Consider the following 17,433-nt stretch of genomic DNA (forward strand, 5'->3'; position numbering starts at 1 on the left):
CTGGACAATTGCGCGCCATGCAGCTCATCAGCCTCAACACCGCACGGGTCGAATCCTTCGTCGCCACCAACGGCGAGGCCGTGACCTCGGCCATCCGCAAACGCGCCCGCGACGGCGCCGTGGCCGTGGGCCCGCTGGGCCTGGCCGGCGATGAGCAGGCCGACCCGAGCGTGCACGGCGGCCTGGCCAAGGCGGTGTATGCCTACCCGCAGGCCCACTACGCCTTCTGGCAGACGGTGCGCGGCCAGGCCAAGGTGGCGGGCGAGCTGCAGCCGGGCGATTGCGGCGAGAACCTCACGCTGGCGGGCCTGCTCGAAAGCCAGGTCTGGATCGGCGATGTGCTGCGGTTCCCCGACTGCGAGCTGCTCGTGTCGGAGCCGCGCTACCCCTGCTTCAAGTTCAATGCCCACATGGGCTTCAACCAGGCCGCCAAGCTGATGGTGCAGAGCGGCTATTGCGGCTTCTATCTCGCGGTGAAGCGTGAGGGCTCGATCGCGGCAGGCCAGACCTTCGAGCTCGTCCCCGGCCCGCGCGAGGTGGGCATCGTCGAGCTCTTCAAGGCCAAGATGAGGAAGAAGGCGTGAGCGGTGCGCGCTGGCTGCGGCGCCATCTGCTGCTCGCAGCCGGTGCGCTGCCCTGGGCGGCCGGCGCAGCGCCGGTGCTGCGCGTGGGGCCCACGCGGCCGATCAAGTCGCTCGCTGCGGCCGCACGCCAGGCGCGTGATGGCGACGTGATCGAGGTGGACGCCGGCGACTACACCGCCGACGTCGCCGCCTGGCCCCAGCATGACCTGACCCTGCGCGCCGTGGGCGGCCGGGTGCGCGTCATCGGCGCGGGCGCGCACGTGCAGGGCAAGGGGCTGTTCGTGACGAGCGGGCGGCGCCAGCGCATCGAGGGCTTCGACTTCAGCGGCGCCACCGTGCCTGAACGCAACGGCGCCGGCATCCGGCTGGAGGCGGGCTCGCTGACGCTGGTGGACTGCACCTTCAAGGACAACCAGAACGGCCTGCTGTCGGCCAACGAGGGCAGCATCGAGCTGGACATCATCGATTGCGACTTCGGCCCCATCCTGCCGGGCGAGGGGCGCACGCACAACCTGTATGTCGGCGCGATCAAGCGACTGGCGGTCAGCGGCAGCTGGTTCCACCACGGCTTCAAGGGCCATCTGCTCAAGAGCCGCGCGGCGCTGAATCACATCCTCTACAACCGCCTGACTGATGAGATCGGCGGGCGGGCGAGCTACGAGCTGGAGTTCGCCAACGGCGGGGTGGCGGTCGTGATGGGCAACCTCATCGCGCAGAGCTCCACCACCGAGAACCCGCACGTGATCTCCTTCGGTGCCGAGGGCGCCACCTGGGAGAAGCAGGCGCTTTATCTCGTCAACAACACGCTGGTGGACCAGCGGCCCAGCGGCGGCATCTGGCTGCGCGTGTCACCGCCCCAGGCCGAGGTGGTGCTGGCCAACAACCTGCTCGTCGGCGGGCCGAAGCTCGCGGCCGACGGCCACTGGGTGCGGCGCGCCAACCTGGAGGCCGACTGGGACGAGTTCGTGCTCGCCGCGCGCGACGACTTCCGGCTGAAGCCGGGTTCATCGCTGCGCGGCAAGGCCCAGCCAGCGGGCGAGGGCGGTGGCCTGAAGCTCACCCCCACCCGCGAGTACCGGCACCCCCGCGGCACCCTGCCGTGGGACGGCAGCGCGCCGCTGAGCCCGGGGGCCTTCCAGCGCTGATCAGGCCGCGCGCGGGTAGTCGGTGTAGCCCTGCTCGCCACCGCCGTAGAAGGTCTCCTTCTGCGGGGCGGCCCAGGGCAGGTCGGCGCGGATGCGCTCTGCCAGGTCGGGGTTGCTGATGAAGGGCCGGCCGATGGCCACCGCGTCGGCATGCCCGCCGCTGATGGCATCCAGCGCCATCGTGCGGTCATAGCCGTTGTTGACGATCCACGGGCCGTTGAAGCGGCGGCGCAGCTCGGCGTAGTCGAACGGCGCGTTGTCACGCGGGCCGCCGGTGGCGCCTTCCACCACTTCCATGAAGGCCAGCTTGAGCGTGCTCAGGCGCTCCGCCACATGGTTGAACAGGGCCTGTGGGTTGCTGTCCTGGCCGATGTCGTTGGCCGGCGTGACCGGCGACACGCGCAAGCCGGTGCGGCCCGGGCCGATGGCCACGGCCACGGCCGTCATCACCTCGATCAGCAGCCGGGCGCGGTTCTCGATGGAGCCGCCATAGGCATCGGTGCCGTCGTTCGTGCTGTCGCGCAGGAACTGCTCCAGCAGGTAGCCATTGGCGCTGTGCACCTCCACGCCGTCAAAGCCGGCGGCGATGGCGTTCCGGGCGGCCTGGGCGTAGTCGGCCACCAGCTGCGGGATCTCGTCGGTGGCCAGGGCGCGGGGCTCATCGGTCGGCACCAGTTCGCCGTGGGCGGCATAGGTGCGCGTCTTGGCGGCACGGTTCGTGGACGACACCGGCGCCTGGCCGCCCGGCTGCAGGCGCTTCACGGAAATGCGGCCCACGTGCCACAGCTGCACGACGATCTTGCCGCCTTCGGCATGCACCGCGTCGGTCACGCGCTTCCAGGCAGCGACCTGCTCGGGCGTGTAGATGCCGGGGGTGTCGAAGTAGCCCTGGCCATCGGGGCGGATCTGAGTGGCCTCGGTGATCAAGAGGCCGGCGCTGGCGCGCTGGCGGTAGTACTCGACGTGCAGGTCACCGACCACCTGGTTGCGCGCCCGGTTGCGCGTGAGCGGGGCCATGACGAGGCGGTTGGCAAGCTCGATGTCACCGAGGCGGACGGGGTCGAAAAGCGTAGGCATGGAGTTGTAGAGCAGGTAAGACAAGGGGGCGAAGCCTAAGCAGACCGCACCATCCCTGCGGCTCGTGCGGTTGCTTCGGCGTGTGGTACGCCCACAGATGCTGGCAACTTGGCCAAAGACAAGCCGCCACCTTGGCGACAATCACCTCATGCTCGCCTACCGCCACGCCTTCCATGCCGGCAACCATGCCGACGTCCTCAAGCACCTCGTGCTGACCCGCGTGCTGCGCTACATGGGCGAAAAGGACAAGCCCTACACCCTGATCGACACGCATGCCGGCGCCGGCGGCTACTCGGTCGAGGGCCGCTACGCGCAGAAGAACGCCGAGTACGGCACCGGCATCGCCAAGCTCTACGACGATGTCGACGAGCTGCCCGCCCCGCTGGCCGATTACGTGCAGCTGGTGCGCGACTTCAACCCCGACGGCCAGTTGCGCCAGTACCCCGGCTCGCCCGCCATCGCGAACTTCGTGCTGCGCGACACCGACCGCCTGCGCGCCTACGAGCTGCACCCGACCGACCACCGCATCCTGGCCAGCTACCTGGAGAGCCGGCCCAACACCCAGGTCAGCGACCGTGACGGCTTCGCGGCCATCAAGGCCGAGCTGCCCTCGCCCACGCGGCGCGCGGCGCTGCTGATGGACCCGCCCTACGAGATCAAGACCGACTACGCCAAGGTGCTGACTGCGCTGCGCGAGGCGCTGGAGCGCGCGCCCGACACGGTCGTCATGGTCTGGTACCCGCAGCTGCAGCTGCTGGAGTCCACCCAGCTCGCCACGCGGCTCAAGGCCAGCGCCGATGCCGCGGCCAAGAAGGGCTGGCTGCATGTGCGCCTGACCGTGACCCAGGCCGACGAGCGCGGCTTCGGCATGATGGGCAGCGGCATGTTCATCGCCAACCCGCCGTTCACGCTGCATGACGAGCTGGCCGAGTGCCTGCCGCTGTTGGTGGAGCGGTTGGGGCAGTATGACGGGGCGAATTACGTGTTGGAGCAGAAGGCGGTTTGACGCTGCGATTGGCGTTCGGTGTCGGGAGGCTTTTGCTGGGAGCCTTTGCCGTTCGGTGCACCGTGCCGGGAGTTCGCCCCGGCGGGCGAGTAACTTTCTTCTGCTGCGCCAGAAGAAAGTCACCAAAGAAGAGGCGCTGAACCGCAAGTCGCCTCTGGCCTGCGACGGACATCGCGCGAAAACAAATGCTCAGAGCCTTAGCCGAGGCGAGCCGCTGCGCTCTCGCTGCTGACCCTATCCAGAGCCTGCGTCATCCACCGCCGGTGCGGTCAACGTCGGCTGCACGCCGAACTCACGAGTTGAAGTCAAGCGCCGTCGACGGCGCGTCGAGGCATGTGGCGCATTCACTGGTGAGCCCGGCGTGCAGCCGGCGTTAACGGGCGTGAAGGTGCGATGGATGGTGCTCGTGAGAGGGACAGCAGCGAGAGCGAAGCGGGTCGCTTCGGCGCACAAGCCGAGCAGGAGTTTTCGCGCGTGAGCTTCAGCGCCAGCCCGATGACTTGCGGTTCAGCGCCTCTCTTTTGGTGACTTTTCTCTGGCGCGACAGAGAAAAGTTACTCGCCCGCCGGGGCGAACTCCCGGCACGGTGCACCGAGTCGAAAGGCTCTCCGCAAAAGCCCCCAGCGACCCACCCACCCCTCCAGGATCCCGCGCCCCTCCCAGCGGCTGAATTAAGCTGCGCCCCGCACAGTTCCCCCGCCCCGCCGTCCCATGAGCGACCCCACCAAACCCGTCACGATGGAGCAGATCGCCGCCCTGGCGGGGGTGTCCACCATCACCGTCTCGCGGGCGCTGCGCGACAGCCCGTCGGTGACGCCGGCCACGCGCGAGCGCATCAAGACACTGGCCGAGGCGGCGGGCTACCGCTTCAACCACCATGCGCGCAACCTGCGGCTGCGGCGCAGCCACATGGTGGCCGTCATGCTGGAGATGCAGCCCGACACCGACCGCCCCATGACCGACGCCTACCCGCTGCAGTTGCTCGGGGGCATCACCCAGGAGCTGACCTCGCGCGGCTACAGCGTGCTGCTGTCGGCCCTGCAGAGCCCGGGCCAGGGCATGGCGGCGTCGGCGGACGGGGTCATCCTGCTGGGCCAGGGCGCGCATGGCTCGGCCGTGAAGTCGGTGGCGGCCATGGGCCTGCCGCTGGTGGTGTGGGGTGCCGAACATGGGCGCGGCGATGCGGTGGTCGTCGGAGGCGACAACGCCCATGGCGGTGCGAGTGCCGCCGAGCGGTTGATGGCGTTGGGTCGGCGGGAGCTGCTCTTCCTGGGCGATGTGCGCCATGCCGAGATCCGCGACCGCCAGCAGGGCTTCGCCAAGGCCCTCAAGAAGGCTGGCCTGAAGGCCCAAACCCTGACGCCCGCCGCCTTCACCTTCGGCGCCGGCTTTACGGCGGTGCAGGCCCATCTGGCGGGCCTGGGGCGCAGCGGCAAGGTGCCCGACGGCCTCTTCGCCGCCAGCGACCTGCTGGCCATGGGCGCCGTGCGTGCCTTCACCGACGCCGGCCTGGCCGTGCCCGAGCAGGTCTCGGTGATCGGCTACGACGACTCGCCCGCCGCCCAGAGCTTCGCGCCGCCGCTGACCAGCGTGCGCCAGGACTGGCACCACGGCGGCGTGCTGCTGGCGCGCAAGGTGCTGGACCTGATCGCCGGCCACGACGCGGCCAGCGAGATCATGCCGACGGAGTTGGTGGTGCGCGGGACTTAGTCCAGCACCACCTCCGTCCGCACCACACCCGCCCGCTCGGCGCTGGCTGACAGCGCCAGCCGTGTGCCCACCGGCGCACGCACGACCCACTCCGCCACGGCGCGGTCGCCGGTGGGATGCTTGTTGAACAGGAAGGCCAGCTGGCTCTGCTTGGGCGCGTGGCCTTCGAGCTGCGGGCCTTCGATGCGTTCCTTGCCGTTGACCAGGCTGATGGCCGGGTCGTTCACGGGCATGTGGATCTCGAACATCACCCCGCGCACCGTCTTGCGCTCCAGCGCCCGCTGGGTCACGTAGGCCGGCAGGTAGCCGGCGTTGGCTACCGCCATGCGCACCCGCCACATGTCGGGGCCCAGGGCCCGCACTTCGGTGCGGATAAGTTCCAGCTGGGGCAGGCTCATCGCGATCTGGCTCAGCCAGCCGGGGAAGCGCGCCGCCTCGCGCTCACGCAGGGCGGGCGGCGGGTTGCGCCAGTAGTTCATCTTGTCCCAGCCGCCGATCTCGACGGCGCCGAGCTGCGGATGCTGGAAGGGCGTCCAGTCGACATGGGCCTGGCCGCCGCACTGCTCGTCACTCCACTTCAGCAGCTTGAGGTCGTCTTCGACGGGGTGCTGGCGGTACCAGTCGATCCACTTGTCGGTGTGCACGCCGGCTTCCTTGTTGGGCGACCACAGCTCCACCACCCAGAACAGCGCGCCCAGGTGCTCGTAGACCCAGTCCTGCGTGCCGGTGATCACTTCCTTGGGGTGGTAGCGGAAGTCCTCGTAGATGCTGATGGCCGTGTAGCCGGTGTGCTTCTCGCCCAGGGCCGAGAAGTTCTGGAACAGCCACAGGTCTTCCGGCGTCATGTCCTTGTCGCTGCGGGTGCCGCAGGGCCGCAGGATGACGCCGCTGTGGGTGTGAAAGCTCACCGCCGCGCCGATGTTGGGATGCTGGACGATGAAGTCCACCATGGCCCGCACCTCGGGTTCGCTGGTCGGGTAGGGGCCGGCGCCGAGCTGCTGGAACTCCTGGCGCCATTCGCCGGGGAAGTTGCGGTTGAGGTCCAGGCCTTCACGGTCGGGGTTGACCTTGACGGTCAGGCCGTCGTGGTTCTTGATGAAGCCCTCGGGGATGAGGCGGTAGTACTCGCCGCCGAACTCGCCCGGTTCGCGCGCCACCATCAGGCGCGGCTCGGTGGGGTGCTTCTTGTAGCCGCCGTGCGGGTCGGGCACACGCATCGTCAGGATGCGGCCGTCGCCGTCGATGTCTTCCGGCGTGAGGCCGTCCACCGGCTCTTCGGTGTAGGGATAGGGGCGCGTGGAGCTGCGGATGTGGCGCGGCCGGTCGGCCAGCGCGAGCTCGGCGCCGTCGGGGTTCAGGCGCGGCACGAGGTAGACGGTGCGCGTGTCCAGCAGGCGGTTGATCTGGGCGCTCTCCGGGCCGCTGCCGCCATGCAGGCTCACCAGCTGGTGCAGGTAGTACAGGCAGGTGGTGGAGGCGGTCAGTTCGGCGGCGTGGATGTTGCCGTCCACCCAGAGCGCGGGCTTGTCAATATCCATGCCGCTGGCCAGGTTGGTCAGCACCACGACCCAGATGTCGCGGCCTTCGTAGCTCTTGCCGATGGAGCGCACCGACACCAGGTTGGGCCGCGACTCGGCGTAGGCGAAGAGCAGGGCGGTGAGCTCCTCGTAGCGGTAGAAGTGGTCGAAGCGCGGCGTGGGCAAGGGGCTGGGCATGGCGTCAAGGTCCGGTGGCGACAACCCCAAAACTAGGGGTCTTTGGATTGCCGCGGATTGTGTGGACCCCGCCTGAGCGCCCACCCAAGGGTTTGCCCTTGGCGGGTGTTCGCGGACGGCCTACTGACCCTTGAACAGGGCCTGGAACTGGCGCGACACCGGCAGCCGTTCCTCGCGGCCGCGCAGGGTCACGACCATGGTGCCTTCATCGACCCGGATGGCCTTGGCGATGCAGCGGCTGTTGACCAGCACGCTGCGGTGGATCTGCCAGAACTGGTCGGGGTCGAGCTGGGTCAGCAGCTCGCGCAGCGGCGTGCGGATGAGGGCGTCGCCGCCCTGGTGCACAACGCGGGTGTAGCGCTGGTCGGCCTCGAAGAACAGCACGTCCTCGGGCTGGATGAGCTGCACCTCGCGACCCACGCTGGCCTGGATGGGCCGCGCGGCCGGCCGCGCCTGCGGCAGGCTGGCCAGCAGGCGCTGCAGCGCCGTCACGTCAGGCGCCGGCTGGGCCACGCGGGCCCGCAGTCGCGCGAGGGCCTGCGCCAGGCGCTCGTCGTCCACGGGCTTGAGCACGTAGTCGATGGCGCCGGCATCGAAGGCGGCCAGCGCATGGTCGTCATAGGCGGTGACGAAGACGATCAGCGGCGGCGTGGCCAGCGCAGACAGGCGCCGGGCCACGTCCAGCCCGGTCAGGCCCGGCATGCGAATGTCCAGGAAGGCAATGGCCGGCTCGTGGGCCAGGCAGTCGTCCCAGGCCTCGACACCATTGGTGCTGGCGGCCACGATGGCCAGCTCGGGCCACAGCCGCGCCAGGGCGGCGCGCAGCTGCTCGCGGGGGGCTTCTTCGTCGTCGGCGATCAGCGCGGTGAGGGTCGGGTTCATAGGGTCAGCGTGGCCAGGCAGCCGGGGGCGGCGTCGGTGATGTGGAGGGTGGCGCGGGGCAGGGCGGCGGTCAGCCGGCGGCGGGTGTTGGACAGGCCCACACCGTCGCTGCTGCCGGGGGCGAGGCCGGGGCCGTCGTCCCGCACGGTGACCACCACCCGATCCCCCTCGCGACGTGCTGCCACCTGGATCTCGCCACCCCGCAGCTGCGGCTCAATGCCGTGCGCGATCGCGTTCTCCACGAGCGTGAGCACGATGCCAGGCGGCAGGTCGGCGGCGGCATCGGGCGGCAAGTCGATCTCGAAGTGCAGCCGAGCGCCCAGCCGGGCCTGCATGATGGCCAGGTAGCGCCGCACCATCTCGATCTCGTCGGCCAGCGGCTGCAGCTCGCGCTCGAACATGGGCAGCGTGGCGCGCAGGTAGGCGGTGAAGTCGCGCAGCAGCGGCGCGGCACGAGCGTCGCCGGTGTCCACCCAGTGCTGCAGCGAGGCCAGGGTGTTGAACAGGAAATGCGGCTGGATCTGCGCCGCCGCCAGCCGCGTGGACAGGCGCAGGGCGGCGTCCTGGTCAGCCAGTTCGCGCAGCCGTGCCTCGATCTGCTGCACGCGAAAGAGCGTCACCATCCACCAGGCGCCGAGCACGGCGGTCATGGCGGCAATCATGGTGATCTGTTGGTCCAGCACCCAACGCACCTCCACGACACCGCGCTTGAGCAGCACGCCCACCACGAGGCCGAGCACGAACATCACGCCGTAGCAGTACAGGTTCAGCCGCTTGCGCGTGGGGTGGCGCCACAGCGAGCGGGCGCCCACCAGTGCGAGGGCGGCCAGCGCGCACCAGAACAGCCACCAACCGAACTCGGTCATCCAGCCCCGGCCGTGGCGGGTGTAGAGCATGGCGGGCAGCAGCGTGATCATGTTGATCGTCAGGTAGCTGTCCACGGCCCGCGGCCAGGGCTGCTGGCCTGCGTTGGCCATTTCTTCAGGCGTGAACACCCGCTTGGGCCCGGGATAGAGCCACTGGCTGCAGTGCAGGCTGTCGAGGAAGGAGGCCATGGCGGCGGAGTCTAGGGGGCGCCTCGGGGCGCGCGGCCGGGCCTGCGGCGAATGGCAGCCCGGGGCGCATGAATGGTTAATCGACCGCTCGGTCGGGAAAAGGCAGAATCATCGGATGCCTGCCTGGACCTCCCTCGACCTCGCGCGCCGACCCGACGGTGTCGCCGTGCTGACGATGAACCGGCCTGCCGTGTTCAATGCCTTCGACGAGACGCTGATCGCCGAGTTGGACGATGCCTTCGCCACGCTGGGCGCCGACGCTGCCGTGCGTGTCATCGTGCTGGCCGGAGCCGGCAAGCACTTCAGCGCCGGGGCTGACCTGCAGTGGATGCAGCGCGCCGCCGCCGCCTCGCAGGACGACAACCTGGCCGACGCGCGGCGCTTCTCGGCCATGCTGGCGCGCATCGCCGAATGCCCGAAGCCCACGCTGGCCCGTGTACAGGGCGCGGCCCTCGGCGGCGGCGTGGGCCTGGCCTGCGCTTGCGACATGGCCGTGGCCGCCGACGCGGCGACCTTCTCGGTCAGCGAGGCCCGCATGGGCATCCTGCCGGCCGTCATCGGGCCGCATCTGGTGAACGCGGTCGGTCTGCGCGAGGCGCGGCGGCTTGCGCTGACGGCCAGCCGAATCGATGCCGCCGAGGCGCTGCGCGTGGGCCTCGTGCAGCGCGTGGTGCCGGCCGAGGGCCTGGACGCCGCCGTCGAAGCCTGTGTCGCCGACCTGCTCGCCTGCGGCCCCGCCGCGCAGGCCGAGATCAAGCAGCTCTACGCGCGCCTGGCCCCCGGCCCGATCACGCCCGAGGTGCGCGAGCTGACCGCGCAGACGATTGCCCGCGTGCGCACCACGCCCGAGGCTCGCGAAGGCTTCGCCGCCTTCCTGGGCAAACGCAAGCCGAACTGGAACGCCTCCGAATGAATCTCGACTCTGCCCGCCTCCTCGTCGTCGGTGCCGGCCTGATGGGCGCCGGCATTGCCCAGGTCGCCGCCCAGGCCGGCCATGAGGTCGCCCTCTTCGACACCCGCGCCGGCGCTGCCGAGGCCGCCAAGGCCAAGCTTGCCAGCACGCTGGACGGTCTGGTCGCCAAGGGCAAGCTCACCGCCGACGCCGTGGCGGCGACGCTGGCCCGCATCACGCCGGTGGCCGCCCTGCAGCCAGCCGACCTCGTCATCGAAGCCATCGTCGAGCACCTCGACATCAAGCGCGCGCTCTTTGCCGAGCTGGAAGCGCTGCTGGCGGACGACGCCATCATCGCCACCAACACCTCCTCCATCTCCGTGACGGCACTGGCGCGGGGCATGAAGCGGCCGGAGCGCCTGGTGGGCATGCACTTCTTCAACCCGGTGCCGCTGATGAAGCTGGTGGAGGTGGTCTCGGGGCTGGGCACCGACCCCCACGTGGCCCAGGCCATCGAGACGTTGGCGGCCCGCTGGGGCAAGACGCCGGTGCACACGCGCTCCACGCCGGGCTTCATCGTCAACCGCATCGCCCGGCCTTACTACGCCGAGGCGCTGATGCTGCTGCAGGAGCGCGCGGCGGCCCCCGAGGTGATCGACGCCTGTCTGCGCGCGGCAGGCTTTCGCATGGGGCCGTGCGAGCTGATGGACCTGATCGGGCACGACACCAATTTTGCGGTGACGAACTCGGTGTTCGCGGCCAACTTCTTCGACCGCCGGTTCACGCCGAGCCTGGTGCAGCAGGAGCTGGTGGATGCGGGCTTTCTCGGTCGCAAGAGCGGGCGGGGGTTCTACCGCTACCCCGAAGGCGCGCCGCCGGTGCCCGTCGAGAGGTTCGCGTCACCGACCGCACAGCGGCTCGTGGTGCACGGCCAGGGCTTTGTTGCAGATCGCTTCGCCGCCGCCTTCCCGCAGGCCGAGCGCCAGCCGGCCAGCGACTGGGTGGGCCTGGAGGCCGACCTCGCGCAGCTGCGCCTGACCGACGGCCGCACGGCCCGCGAGATCGCGGCTGCGCGCGAGCTGCAGGCGCCGGTGGTGGTGTTCGACCTGCCGCTGGGCGAGCCTTCGCATCTGGCCTACGCCAAGTCGGGCGACGTCAGCAATCCGGTGGCGTGGCTGGCCGCAGCGGGCTTTCAGCCCGTCGAGATGGCGGATGTGCCCGGCCTCATCGTCGCCCGCACCATTGCCATGCTCATCGACGAAGCCGCAGACGCCGTGCAGCAGGGCGTCTGCGACGAAGCCGGCGCCGATGCGGCGATGAAGCTCGGCGTGAACTACCCCGCCGGGCCCTTCGAGTGGCTGGGCCTCTGGGGCGGCTCGGCCGTCACCGCCCTGCTGGACCGACTCGATGCCTTTCACCGCGGCGAGCGCTACCGCGTGAGCCCCTACCTCCGCCACACCACGCCATGACCCACGCCTACATCTGCGACGCCATCCGCACGCCCTTCGGCCGCTACGGCGGCGCGCTGTCCAGCATCCGCACCGATGACCTCGGCGCCTTGCCGCTCAAGGCGCTGATGGCCCGCAACCCGAAGGTGGATTGGTCCCAGGTCACCGACGTGCTCTACGGCTGCGCCAACCAGGCGGGTGAAGACAACCGCAACGTCGCCCGCATGGCCGCGCTGTTGGCCGGCCTGCCGGTGGACGTGCCCGGCGCCACGATCAACCGCCTGTGCGGCTCGGGTCTGGACGCGGTGGGCAGCGCCGCGCGGGCCATCCGCGCCGGTGAGGCGGGCCTGATGATCGCCGGCGGTGTGGAGAGCATGAGCCGCGCGCCCTTCGTCATGCCCAAGGCCGAATCGGCGTTCAGCCGCGCCAATGCGGTCTACGACACGACCATCGGCTGGCGCTTCGTCAACAAGCTGATGAAGGCGCAGTACGGCGTGGACTCCATGCCCGAGACGGCTGAGAACGTCGCACGCGACTTCGGCATCGAGCGCGAGGCGCAGGACCGCATGGCCCTGGCCTCGCAGACCAAGGCCATCGCGGCCCAGCAGCGCGGCTTCTTCGCGCGCGAGGTCGTGCCGGTGGACGTGCCGCAGAAGAAGGGCGAGCCGGTGCAGGTGCTGCTCGACGAGCATCCGCGCGAGACCAGCCTGGCGGCCCTCGCCAAGTTGAAAGGCGTGGTCACCCCCGAGGGCAGCGTAACGGCCGGCAATGCCAGCGGCGTGAATGACGGTGCCTGCGCACTGCTGCTGGCCAGTGAAGCCGAGGCGGCCCGCCACGGCCTCACGCCACGGGCCCGCGTGGTGGGCATGGCCACAGCGGGTGTGGCGCCGCGCATCATGGGCATCGGCCCGGCACCGGCCACGCGCAAGGTGCTGGCGCTGACGGGCCTGACGCTGGCCCAGATGGACGTCATCGAGCTCAACGAGGCCTTCGCGGCCCAGGGCCTGGCCGTGCTGCGCGACCTGGGCCTGGCCGACGACGATGCGCGTGTGAACCCGAACGGCGGTGCGATCGCCCTGGGCCACCCGCTCGGCGCCAGCGGCGCACGGCTCGTGACCACGGCGGTCAACCAGCTCGAAGTGACCGGCGGCCGCTACGCGCTGTGCACGATGTGCATCGGCGTTGGCCAAGGCATCGCGCTGATCCTCGAGCGCGTTTGAACGACGACTGAATCAACACAGCCACAGAGACACAGAGGCACAGAGACAGCGAGGTTCCTCTGTGTCTCTGTGCCTCTGTGGCTGTGTTCCTGCTATTCCAAGAACAGCCTGGAGATGCCCTTCAGGCTCACGAGATTGCCTGGGTTGCTGGTCTCGTTGAGCACGCCGCTCATGCGCTGGAGCAGCCGCGGGCTCTTCTTGGCGCGCCAGATCAGCAGGTCGGCCAGCCAGGGGTGGGCGTTCACGCGGTTGGCGCGTTCGTAGAGGTCGAACTTGGGCTTGAGCGCGGTGAGCGCTGCTTCGTACTGCGCGCGCGCAGCGGCATCGTCCACCCGGTGGGCCAGCAGCGCGTCGGCCGCCAGCATGCCGGTCTCCATCGCCTTGCCGATGCCTTCGCCCGTGAAGCTGTAGGTGCTGCCGGCGGCCTCGCCGGTGACCAGCAGGCCCGGGCGGCTCCACCGGGCGCCGGTCAGGGTGCAGCGCAGCGGCGCGCCCTTGAGCTCGCCGACCAGTTCGCCCACGCGCATCAGCTCCGCCGCCGGCGGGTAGGTGGCCACGAAGGCGTCGAAGATGGCGCGCAGGTTCACGTCCTTCTTCTGGCCTTTGCCGCCGCCGAGGTCTCGATGGCTGTCGGTGACGCCGACGCCGATGTTGAAGTGGCCGCCGGGCGCCGGGAAGATCCAGCCGTAGCCGGGGCGCACGGACTTGTCCCACACCACCTCCAGCGCGGTGATCTTGCCCACCATCTGCGGCGCCTTCACGTAGCCGCGCAGCGCCACGCCGCTGGGCGTGTGACGCTCGCACATGCCGGCGGCGGTGAGGGCCTTGGGCACGGCGCCGGTGGCCAACACCACCCAGGGGGCGCGCACCTCGATGAGGTCATCGCCGCGCTTGAGGCGGGCGCCCACCACGCGGCCGGCGTCTTCGAGCGGCGCCTCGAAACGGGCCTGCTCAAACACGGCGCCAGCGGCCTGCGCCGCGCGCAACAGCAGCGCATCGAGCTCGCGGCGCGGCAGCACGGCCAGCGACCCCGGCACGTCGATGCGTCCGCCCCGCGGGCCGATGCAGCCCACGTGCGTCACCGGCTGCGCCATGCGCATCACCTCGTCCAGCACGCCCAGGCGTTGCAGGGCCTTGTGGGCGTCGGGAATCAGGCCGTCGCCACAGGTCTTGTCGCGGCCGGCCGGGTGCTGGTCGACCAGCCGCACGCGCCAACCGGCCAGGGCCAGCACGCGCGCGCAGGCGCTGCCGGCCGGGCCGGCGCCAACGATGAGCACATCGCAATCCGGCGAGTGGGCGGCGCCATCGGGCTGTCGTTCAGGGGTCACGGGCGAGGGCAGGGGAGAAAGGTCGGGGATTCTAGGAGTGCCCTTCAACCGCCTGGAACGCCCGGTCCGCCCCCGCTTCCGGGGTGTCGGCACCGGTGGCCGCCCTGCTCGAACTGGGGGTTTTGGATTTGTGTGGTCATGTCACAACGCCCATGCCTTCAGTCACCCTTCAGAGGGACGGGGATTCCCCTAGGTTTCTGGCGTGTAAAGCTGTTTGATGGGGTTGTAACGAGGTCTATTGGGGGCTACCCGGATCGGTGGGGGGTGTGGCAGTCGCCAGACTCGCGACGCGAAAAAGCGTTTTTCCGCTCTGGACTCGCATTTCCAAATCACCTGCAACAACAGCGTTGAGAACGTCCTCACGAAGGAGTAGTCATGTTTAAACGAAACGCCCGAAGCGCCGCCGCGCTGGCGATGATCGGCACCTTGGGTGCCGTCTCCGCCTTCGCCCAGGAGGCTTCGCCCGAGAAGCTCGAGCGCATCGAGATCACCGGCTCCCGCATCAAGTCGGTCGGTGCCGAGTCCAGCAGCCCGATCACCTCGGTCGGCAAGGAAGACATCAGCATCAAGCAGCCGGTGGCGGTTGAAGAGCTGGTGCGCGGCCTGCCCTCGGCCTACCCGGCCATCGGCCCGAACGTGAACAACGGCTCCAACGGCACGGCCTCCATCAACCTGCGTGGCCTGGGCTCCAACCGCACCCTGGTGCTGGTCAACAGCCGCCGTATCGTGCCCGCCACCCTGGGCGGCGTGGTCGACACCAACACCATCCCGGTCTCGCTGCTCGAGCGCGTGGACCTGGTCACCGGCGGCGCCTCCGCTGTGTACGGTGCGGACGCGGTCTCCGGCGTGGTGAACTTCATCACCAAGCGCAACTTCTCCGGCGTCGAGGCCACCTCGCTGTACAGCGCCTCCGAGAAGGGTGACGCCCAGCGTTACAAGAACGACCTGACCATCGGTGCCAACCTGGCCGACGGTCGCGGCAACGTCGTCGTGCACGTGGGCACCACCCGCACCAGCCCCCTGCAGCTCGCCCAGCGTGACTACGCCGTGACCGCGATCTCGTCGGGCACCGGTCTGCCGGGCGGTTTCTCGGGCACCTCGGTGCCGGCCATCTGGTCGGGCATGCCCAGCACGCTCGCCGGCTCGAAGGTGATCGACGCCACCTCCGGCGTCTTCCGCAACGCCGTCTCCAGCGGGCCGCCGGACGGCTACAACACCAACCCGCCGAACTACTTCGAGACGCCGCTGACGCGCACCCAGGCCACCGGCATGGGCCGCTTCCAGATCAATGACTACGCCGAGGTCTACGGCGAGGTGTTCCACACCCGCTCCAACGTCACGCTGAACCTGGCACCCTCGGGCACCTTCGGCGCGGCGCTGAACATCCCGATCGGCAACCCCTACATCACGCCGGCGGTTCGCGCCCAGCTGTGCGCGGCCTACAACATCTCGGCCTCCAACTGCGTGCCGGGCAGCACGACCGAGTTCCGCGCCAACATCGCCCGCCGCTTCGTTGAAGCCGGCCCGCGGATCTACAGCTACGACAACACCACCACCCAGTACACCGCTGGCGTGCGCGGTGACATCCCGATCCTGGAAGGCTGGACCTACGACACCTACTACCAGACGGGTCGTTCGGACCAGATCCAGCGCACCGGCAACGGCTTCTCGGCCAGCAAGCTGCAGCAGGCCGTGCGCGCCACCAGCACCACGGCCTGTACCGTGACGACGGGCGGCTGCGTGCCGATCAACCTGTTCGGCGCCGCCGGCACGATCACGCCGGCCATGCTGGCCTTCATCGCCACGCCGACCTTCCAGACGACGCGCGTCGAGCAGACCGTCATCGCCGGCTCGGCCAGCGGTGAAGTCGCCATCGCCAAGAGCCCCTGGGCCAAGAACCCGCTGGGCGTGGCCATCGGTTACGAAGACCGCAAGGTGTTCGGCGGCAATGCTTCCGACGCCGTGGTGCAGACGCAGGGCGAACTGCTGGGCTCCGGCGCTCCGACGCCTGACCGCAGCGGTACGCTGAAGTTCCGCGAGCTGTACGGCGAAGCCACCCTGCCGCTGGTCAACAACAAGCCGTTCATCTACTCGATGAACATCGGCTACGGCTACCGCAACACCGAGTTCGACTCCATCGGCGGTGTGAAGAGCTACGGCAGCTGGAAGAAGTCGTTCGACTACGCCCCCATCAAGGGCCTGCGCTTCCGCGGCGAAAGCCAGCGCGCCACCCGCGCTCCGAACGTGAACGAGCTCTACGCGCCCGTCACGACCGGTCTGGCCACGCTGCAGGTCGACCCCTGCCAGGGCGCCAGCATCAGCGCTGGCCAGGCGGGCCAGGCCGGCACGCTGACCAATCTGTGCCAACTCACCGGCGTGCCGGCGGCCCAGATCGGCAACGTCGCCGCACCGTCGTCCAACCAGATCAACAACACCTCTGGCGGCAACCCCAACCTCGGCCCCGAGAAGGCTGACACCACGACCCTCGGCCTGGTGTGGGAGCCTGACTTCGTGGACGGCCTGTCGGTCACCCTGGACTTCTGGAAGATCAAGATCAACGGCGCCGTCTCGTCGCCGTCGGCTCGCCAGGTGGTGGACGGCTGCTACACCGCCGCCCTGAACCCCGGCTTCACCTACAACAGCTTCTGCCAGCTGATCCAGCGTGACCCGCTGAACGGCGGCCTCAACGGCACGGGCAGCCGTGGCGTGAGCACGCAGTCCTCCAACCTGGGCACCTACAACTACTCGGGCGTGGACGTCGGTGCGAACTACCGTCTGCCGCTGAAGAAGGTGGGTCTGCCCAACTGGGGTCGCGTGGATCTGTCCATGCAGGTTGCCTACATGAAGAAGGCTGACTTCAAGTCGCTGCCTAGCGTCGCCACGCTGGAGCAGGCCGGCTACTACAGCACCGCCTTCGACGACGGCAACCCGTACGCCAAGCTGCGCTTCAACCAGCGCACCAGCTGGACGCTGGGTGACTACACCGTCGGCCTGGCCTGGCGCCACATCGGCGGCACCAGCGTCGCCCCGGGCAGCGAGTCCACCTACACCCCGGCCAACAGCATCAAGGCCTACGACTACTTCGACCTGAACGGTTCCTGGCAGATCACCAAGAACTGGAAGCTGTCGATGACCGTCAACAACCTGTTCGACAAGCAGCCGCCGCTGGTCGGCACGGGTATCGGTGCCGGTGCCACCAACTTCGGCAACACCTTCCCGAGCATGTACGACGTGATCGGCCGCCGCTACACGGCCACGCTGCAAGCCAACTTCTGATCGAAGTCAGGCAGGGCCACTCTTCGGGGTGGCACCATCGACGGGCCCTTCGGGGCCCGTTTTTCATGGGCGCGCAGAATCTGCGCATCAACTCC

13 protein-coding genes are annotated in these 17,433 nt (G+C 69.4%); 8 read left to right on the forward strand and 5 right to left on the reverse strand.

Annotated elements, in window-relative coordinates:
* Positions 1 to 17 precede the first annotated feature (17 nt).
* Together CDO81_RS22060 and CDO81_RS22065 are read left to right on the forward strand one after the other, a co-directional pair.
* Entirely contained in the window at positions 18 to 584 is a 567-nt protein-coding gene (locus CDO81_RS22060) for an MOSC domain-containing protein (protein WP_088485402.1), read from the forward strand.
* Entirely contained in the window at positions 581 to 1,729 is a 1,149-nt protein-coding gene (locus CDO81_RS22065) for a right-handed parallel beta-helix repeat-containing protein (RefSeq protein ID WP_088485403.1), read from the forward strand. The genes CDO81_RS22060 and CDO81_RS22065 overlap by 4 nt, the downstream gene beginning before the upstream one ends.
* Here CDO81_RS22065 and CDO81_RS22070 read toward each other — a convergent pair whose 3' ends face one another.
* Positions 1,730 to 2,806: an alkene reductase gene (locus tag CDO81_RS22070; protein WP_088485459.1), complete on the reverse strand. Its 1,077-nt coding sequence runs from the start codon at positions 2,804 to 2,806 to the stop codon at positions 1,730 to 1,732.
* A 148-nt stretch (positions 2,807 to 2,954) separates the two neighbouring features.
* Here CDO81_RS22070 and CDO81_RS22075 point away from each other — a divergent pair, with 148 nt between their 5' ends.
* Positions 2,955 to 3,812, forward strand: a complete 858-nt coding sequence (locus CDO81_RS22075) for a 23S rRNA (adenine(2030)-N(6))-methyltransferase RlmJ (protein WP_088485404.1) — start codon at positions 2,955 to 2,957, stop codon at positions 3,810 to 3,812.
* A gap of 711 nt (positions 3,813 to 4,523) precedes the next feature.
* The gene (locus CDO81_RS22080; protein WP_241517097.1) at positions 4,524 to 5,522 is read left to right on the forward strand and encodes a substrate-binding domain-containing protein; all 999 of its coding nucleotides are present in this window, start codon (positions 4,524 to 4,526) and stop codon (positions 5,520 to 5,522) included.
* On the opposite strand, the gene CDO81_RS22085 is transcribed toward CDO81_RS22080, so the two are convergent.
* The 3 genes from CDO81_RS22085 to CDO81_RS22095 all read right to left on the reverse strand — a co-directional run bounded on the left by CDO81_RS22085 (position 5,519) and on the right by CDO81_RS22095 (position 9,174).
* On the reverse strand, positions 5,519 to 7,237 hold the full coding sequence (locus CDO81_RS22085) for a M14 family metallopeptidase (RefSeq protein ID WP_088485461.1): 1,719 nt from the start codon (positions 7,235 to 7,237) through the stop codon (positions 5,519 to 5,521). The two genes, CDO81_RS22080 and CDO81_RS22085, sit on opposite strands and share 4 nt — an antisense overlap.
* A 120-nt stretch (positions 7,238 to 7,357) precedes the next feature.
* The gene (locus CDO81_RS22090; RefSeq protein WP_088485405.1) at positions 7,358 to 8,119 is read right to left on the reverse strand and encodes a LytR/AlgR family response regulator transcription factor; all 762 of its coding nucleotides are present in this window, start codon (positions 8,117 to 8,119) and stop codon (positions 7,358 to 7,360) included.
* The gene (locus CDO81_RS22095; RefSeq protein WP_088485406.1) at positions 8,116 to 9,174 is read right to left on the reverse strand and encodes a sensor histidine kinase; all 1,059 of its coding nucleotides are present in this window, start codon (positions 9,172 to 9,174) and stop codon (positions 8,116 to 8,118) included. Before CDO81_RS22095 ends, CDO81_RS22090 begins: the two co-directional genes overlap by 4 nt.
* A 115-nt stretch (positions 9,175 to 9,289) precedes the next feature.
* Between CDO81_RS22095 and CDO81_RS22100 the strand changes: the two genes are divergently transcribed.
* From CDO81_RS22100 to pcaF, 3 genes are read left to right on the forward strand one after another with little or no spacing between them, the layout of a single operon-like run.
* Complete coding sequence (locus CDO81_RS22100) at positions 9,290 to 10,087, forward strand: enoyl-CoA hydratase-related protein (protein WP_088485407.1); 798 nt, start codon at positions 9,290 to 9,292, stop codon at positions 10,085 to 10,087.
* Positions 10,084 to 11,535: a 3-hydroxyacyl-CoA dehydrogenase gene (locus tag CDO81_RS22105; RefSeq protein ID WP_088485408.1), complete on the forward strand. Its 1,452-nt coding sequence runs from the start codon at positions 10,084 to 10,086 to the stop codon at positions 11,533 to 11,535. Before CDO81_RS22100 ends, CDO81_RS22105 begins: the two co-directional genes overlap by 4 nt.
* Positions 11,532 to 12,734 carry a 3-oxoadipyl-CoA thiolase gene (pcaF, locus tag CDO81_RS22110; RefSeq protein WP_088485409.1) on the forward strand — a complete coding sequence of 401 codons (1,203 nt, stop codon included), beginning with the start codon at positions 11,532 to 11,534 and terminating at the stop codon, positions 12,732 to 12,734. Before CDO81_RS22105 ends, pcaF begins: the two co-directional genes overlap by 4 nt.
* 92 nt (positions 12,735 to 12,826) lie before the next feature.
* Here the strand turns inward: pcaF and CDO81_RS22115 are convergent, their stop codons facing one another.
* Positions 12,827 to 14,062: an NAD(P)/FAD-dependent oxidoreductase gene (locus CDO81_RS22115; RefSeq protein ID WP_088485410.1), complete on the reverse strand. Its 1,236-nt coding sequence runs from the start codon at positions 14,060 to 14,062 to the stop codon at positions 12,827 to 12,829.
* 375 nt (positions 14,063 to 14,437) lie between these two features.
* On the opposite strand from CDO81_RS22115, the gene CDO81_RS22120 reads away from it, so the two are divergent.
* Complete coding sequence (locus CDO81_RS22120; protein WP_206602152.1) at positions 14,438 to 17,338, forward strand: TonB-dependent receptor domain-containing protein; 2,901 nt, start codon at positions 14,438 to 14,440, stop codon at positions 17,336 to 17,338.
* Positions 17,339 to 17,433: the final 95 nt, after the last annotated feature.

This window comes from Roseateles puraquae (genome assembly GCF_002205845.1).
In the GTDB taxonomy this organism is placed as follows: domain Bacteria; phylum Pseudomonadota; class Gammaproteobacteria; order Burkholderiales; family Burkholderiaceae_C; genus Pelomonas; species Pelomonas puraquae.

Bases quoted from the DNA above. Each gene is read 5' to 3' on its own strand.
- CDO81_RS22060 (WP_088485402.1), top strand. From the start codon at position 18: ATGCAGCTCATCAGCCTCAACACCGCACGGGTCGAATCCTTCGTCGCC.
- CDO81_RS22070 (WP_088485459.1), bottom strand. From the start codon at position 2,806: ATGCCTACGCTTTTCGACCCCGTCCGCCTCGGTGACATCGAGCTTGCC.
- CDO81_RS22075 (WP_088485404.1), top strand. From the start codon at position 2,955: ATGCTCGCCTACCGCCACGCCTTCCATGCCGGCAACCATGCCGACGTC.
- CDO81_RS22080 (WP_241517097.1), top strand. From the start codon at position 4,524: ATGAGCGACCCCACCAAACCCGTCACGATGGAGCAGATCGCCGCCCTG.
- CDO81_RS22085 (WP_088485461.1), bottom strand. From the start codon at position 7,237: ATGCCCAGCCCCTTGCCCACGCCGCGCTTCGACCACTTCTACCGCTAC.
- CDO81_RS22090 (WP_088485405.1), bottom strand. From the start codon at position 8,119: ATGAACCCGACCCTCACCGCGCTGATCGCCGACGACGAAGAAGCCCCC.
- CDO81_RS22095 (WP_088485406.1), bottom strand. From the start codon at position 9,174: ATGGCCTCCTTCCTCGACAGCCTGCACTGCAGCCAGTGGCTCTATCCC.
- CDO81_RS22100 (WP_088485407.1), top strand. From the start codon at position 9,290: ATGCCTGCCTGGACCTCCCTCGACCTCGCGCGCCGACCCGACGGTGTC.
- CDO81_RS22105 (WP_088485408.1), top strand. From the start codon at position 10,084: ATGAATCTCGACTCTGCCCGCCTCCTCGTCGTCGGTGCCGGCCTGATG.
- pcaF (WP_088485409.1), top strand. From the start codon at position 11,532: ATGACCCACGCCTACATCTGCGACGCCATCCGCACGCCCTTCGGCCGC.
- CDO81_RS22120 (WP_206602152.1), top strand. From the start codon at position 14,438: ATGTTTAAACGAAACGCCCGAAGCGCCGCCGCGCTGGCGATGATCGGC.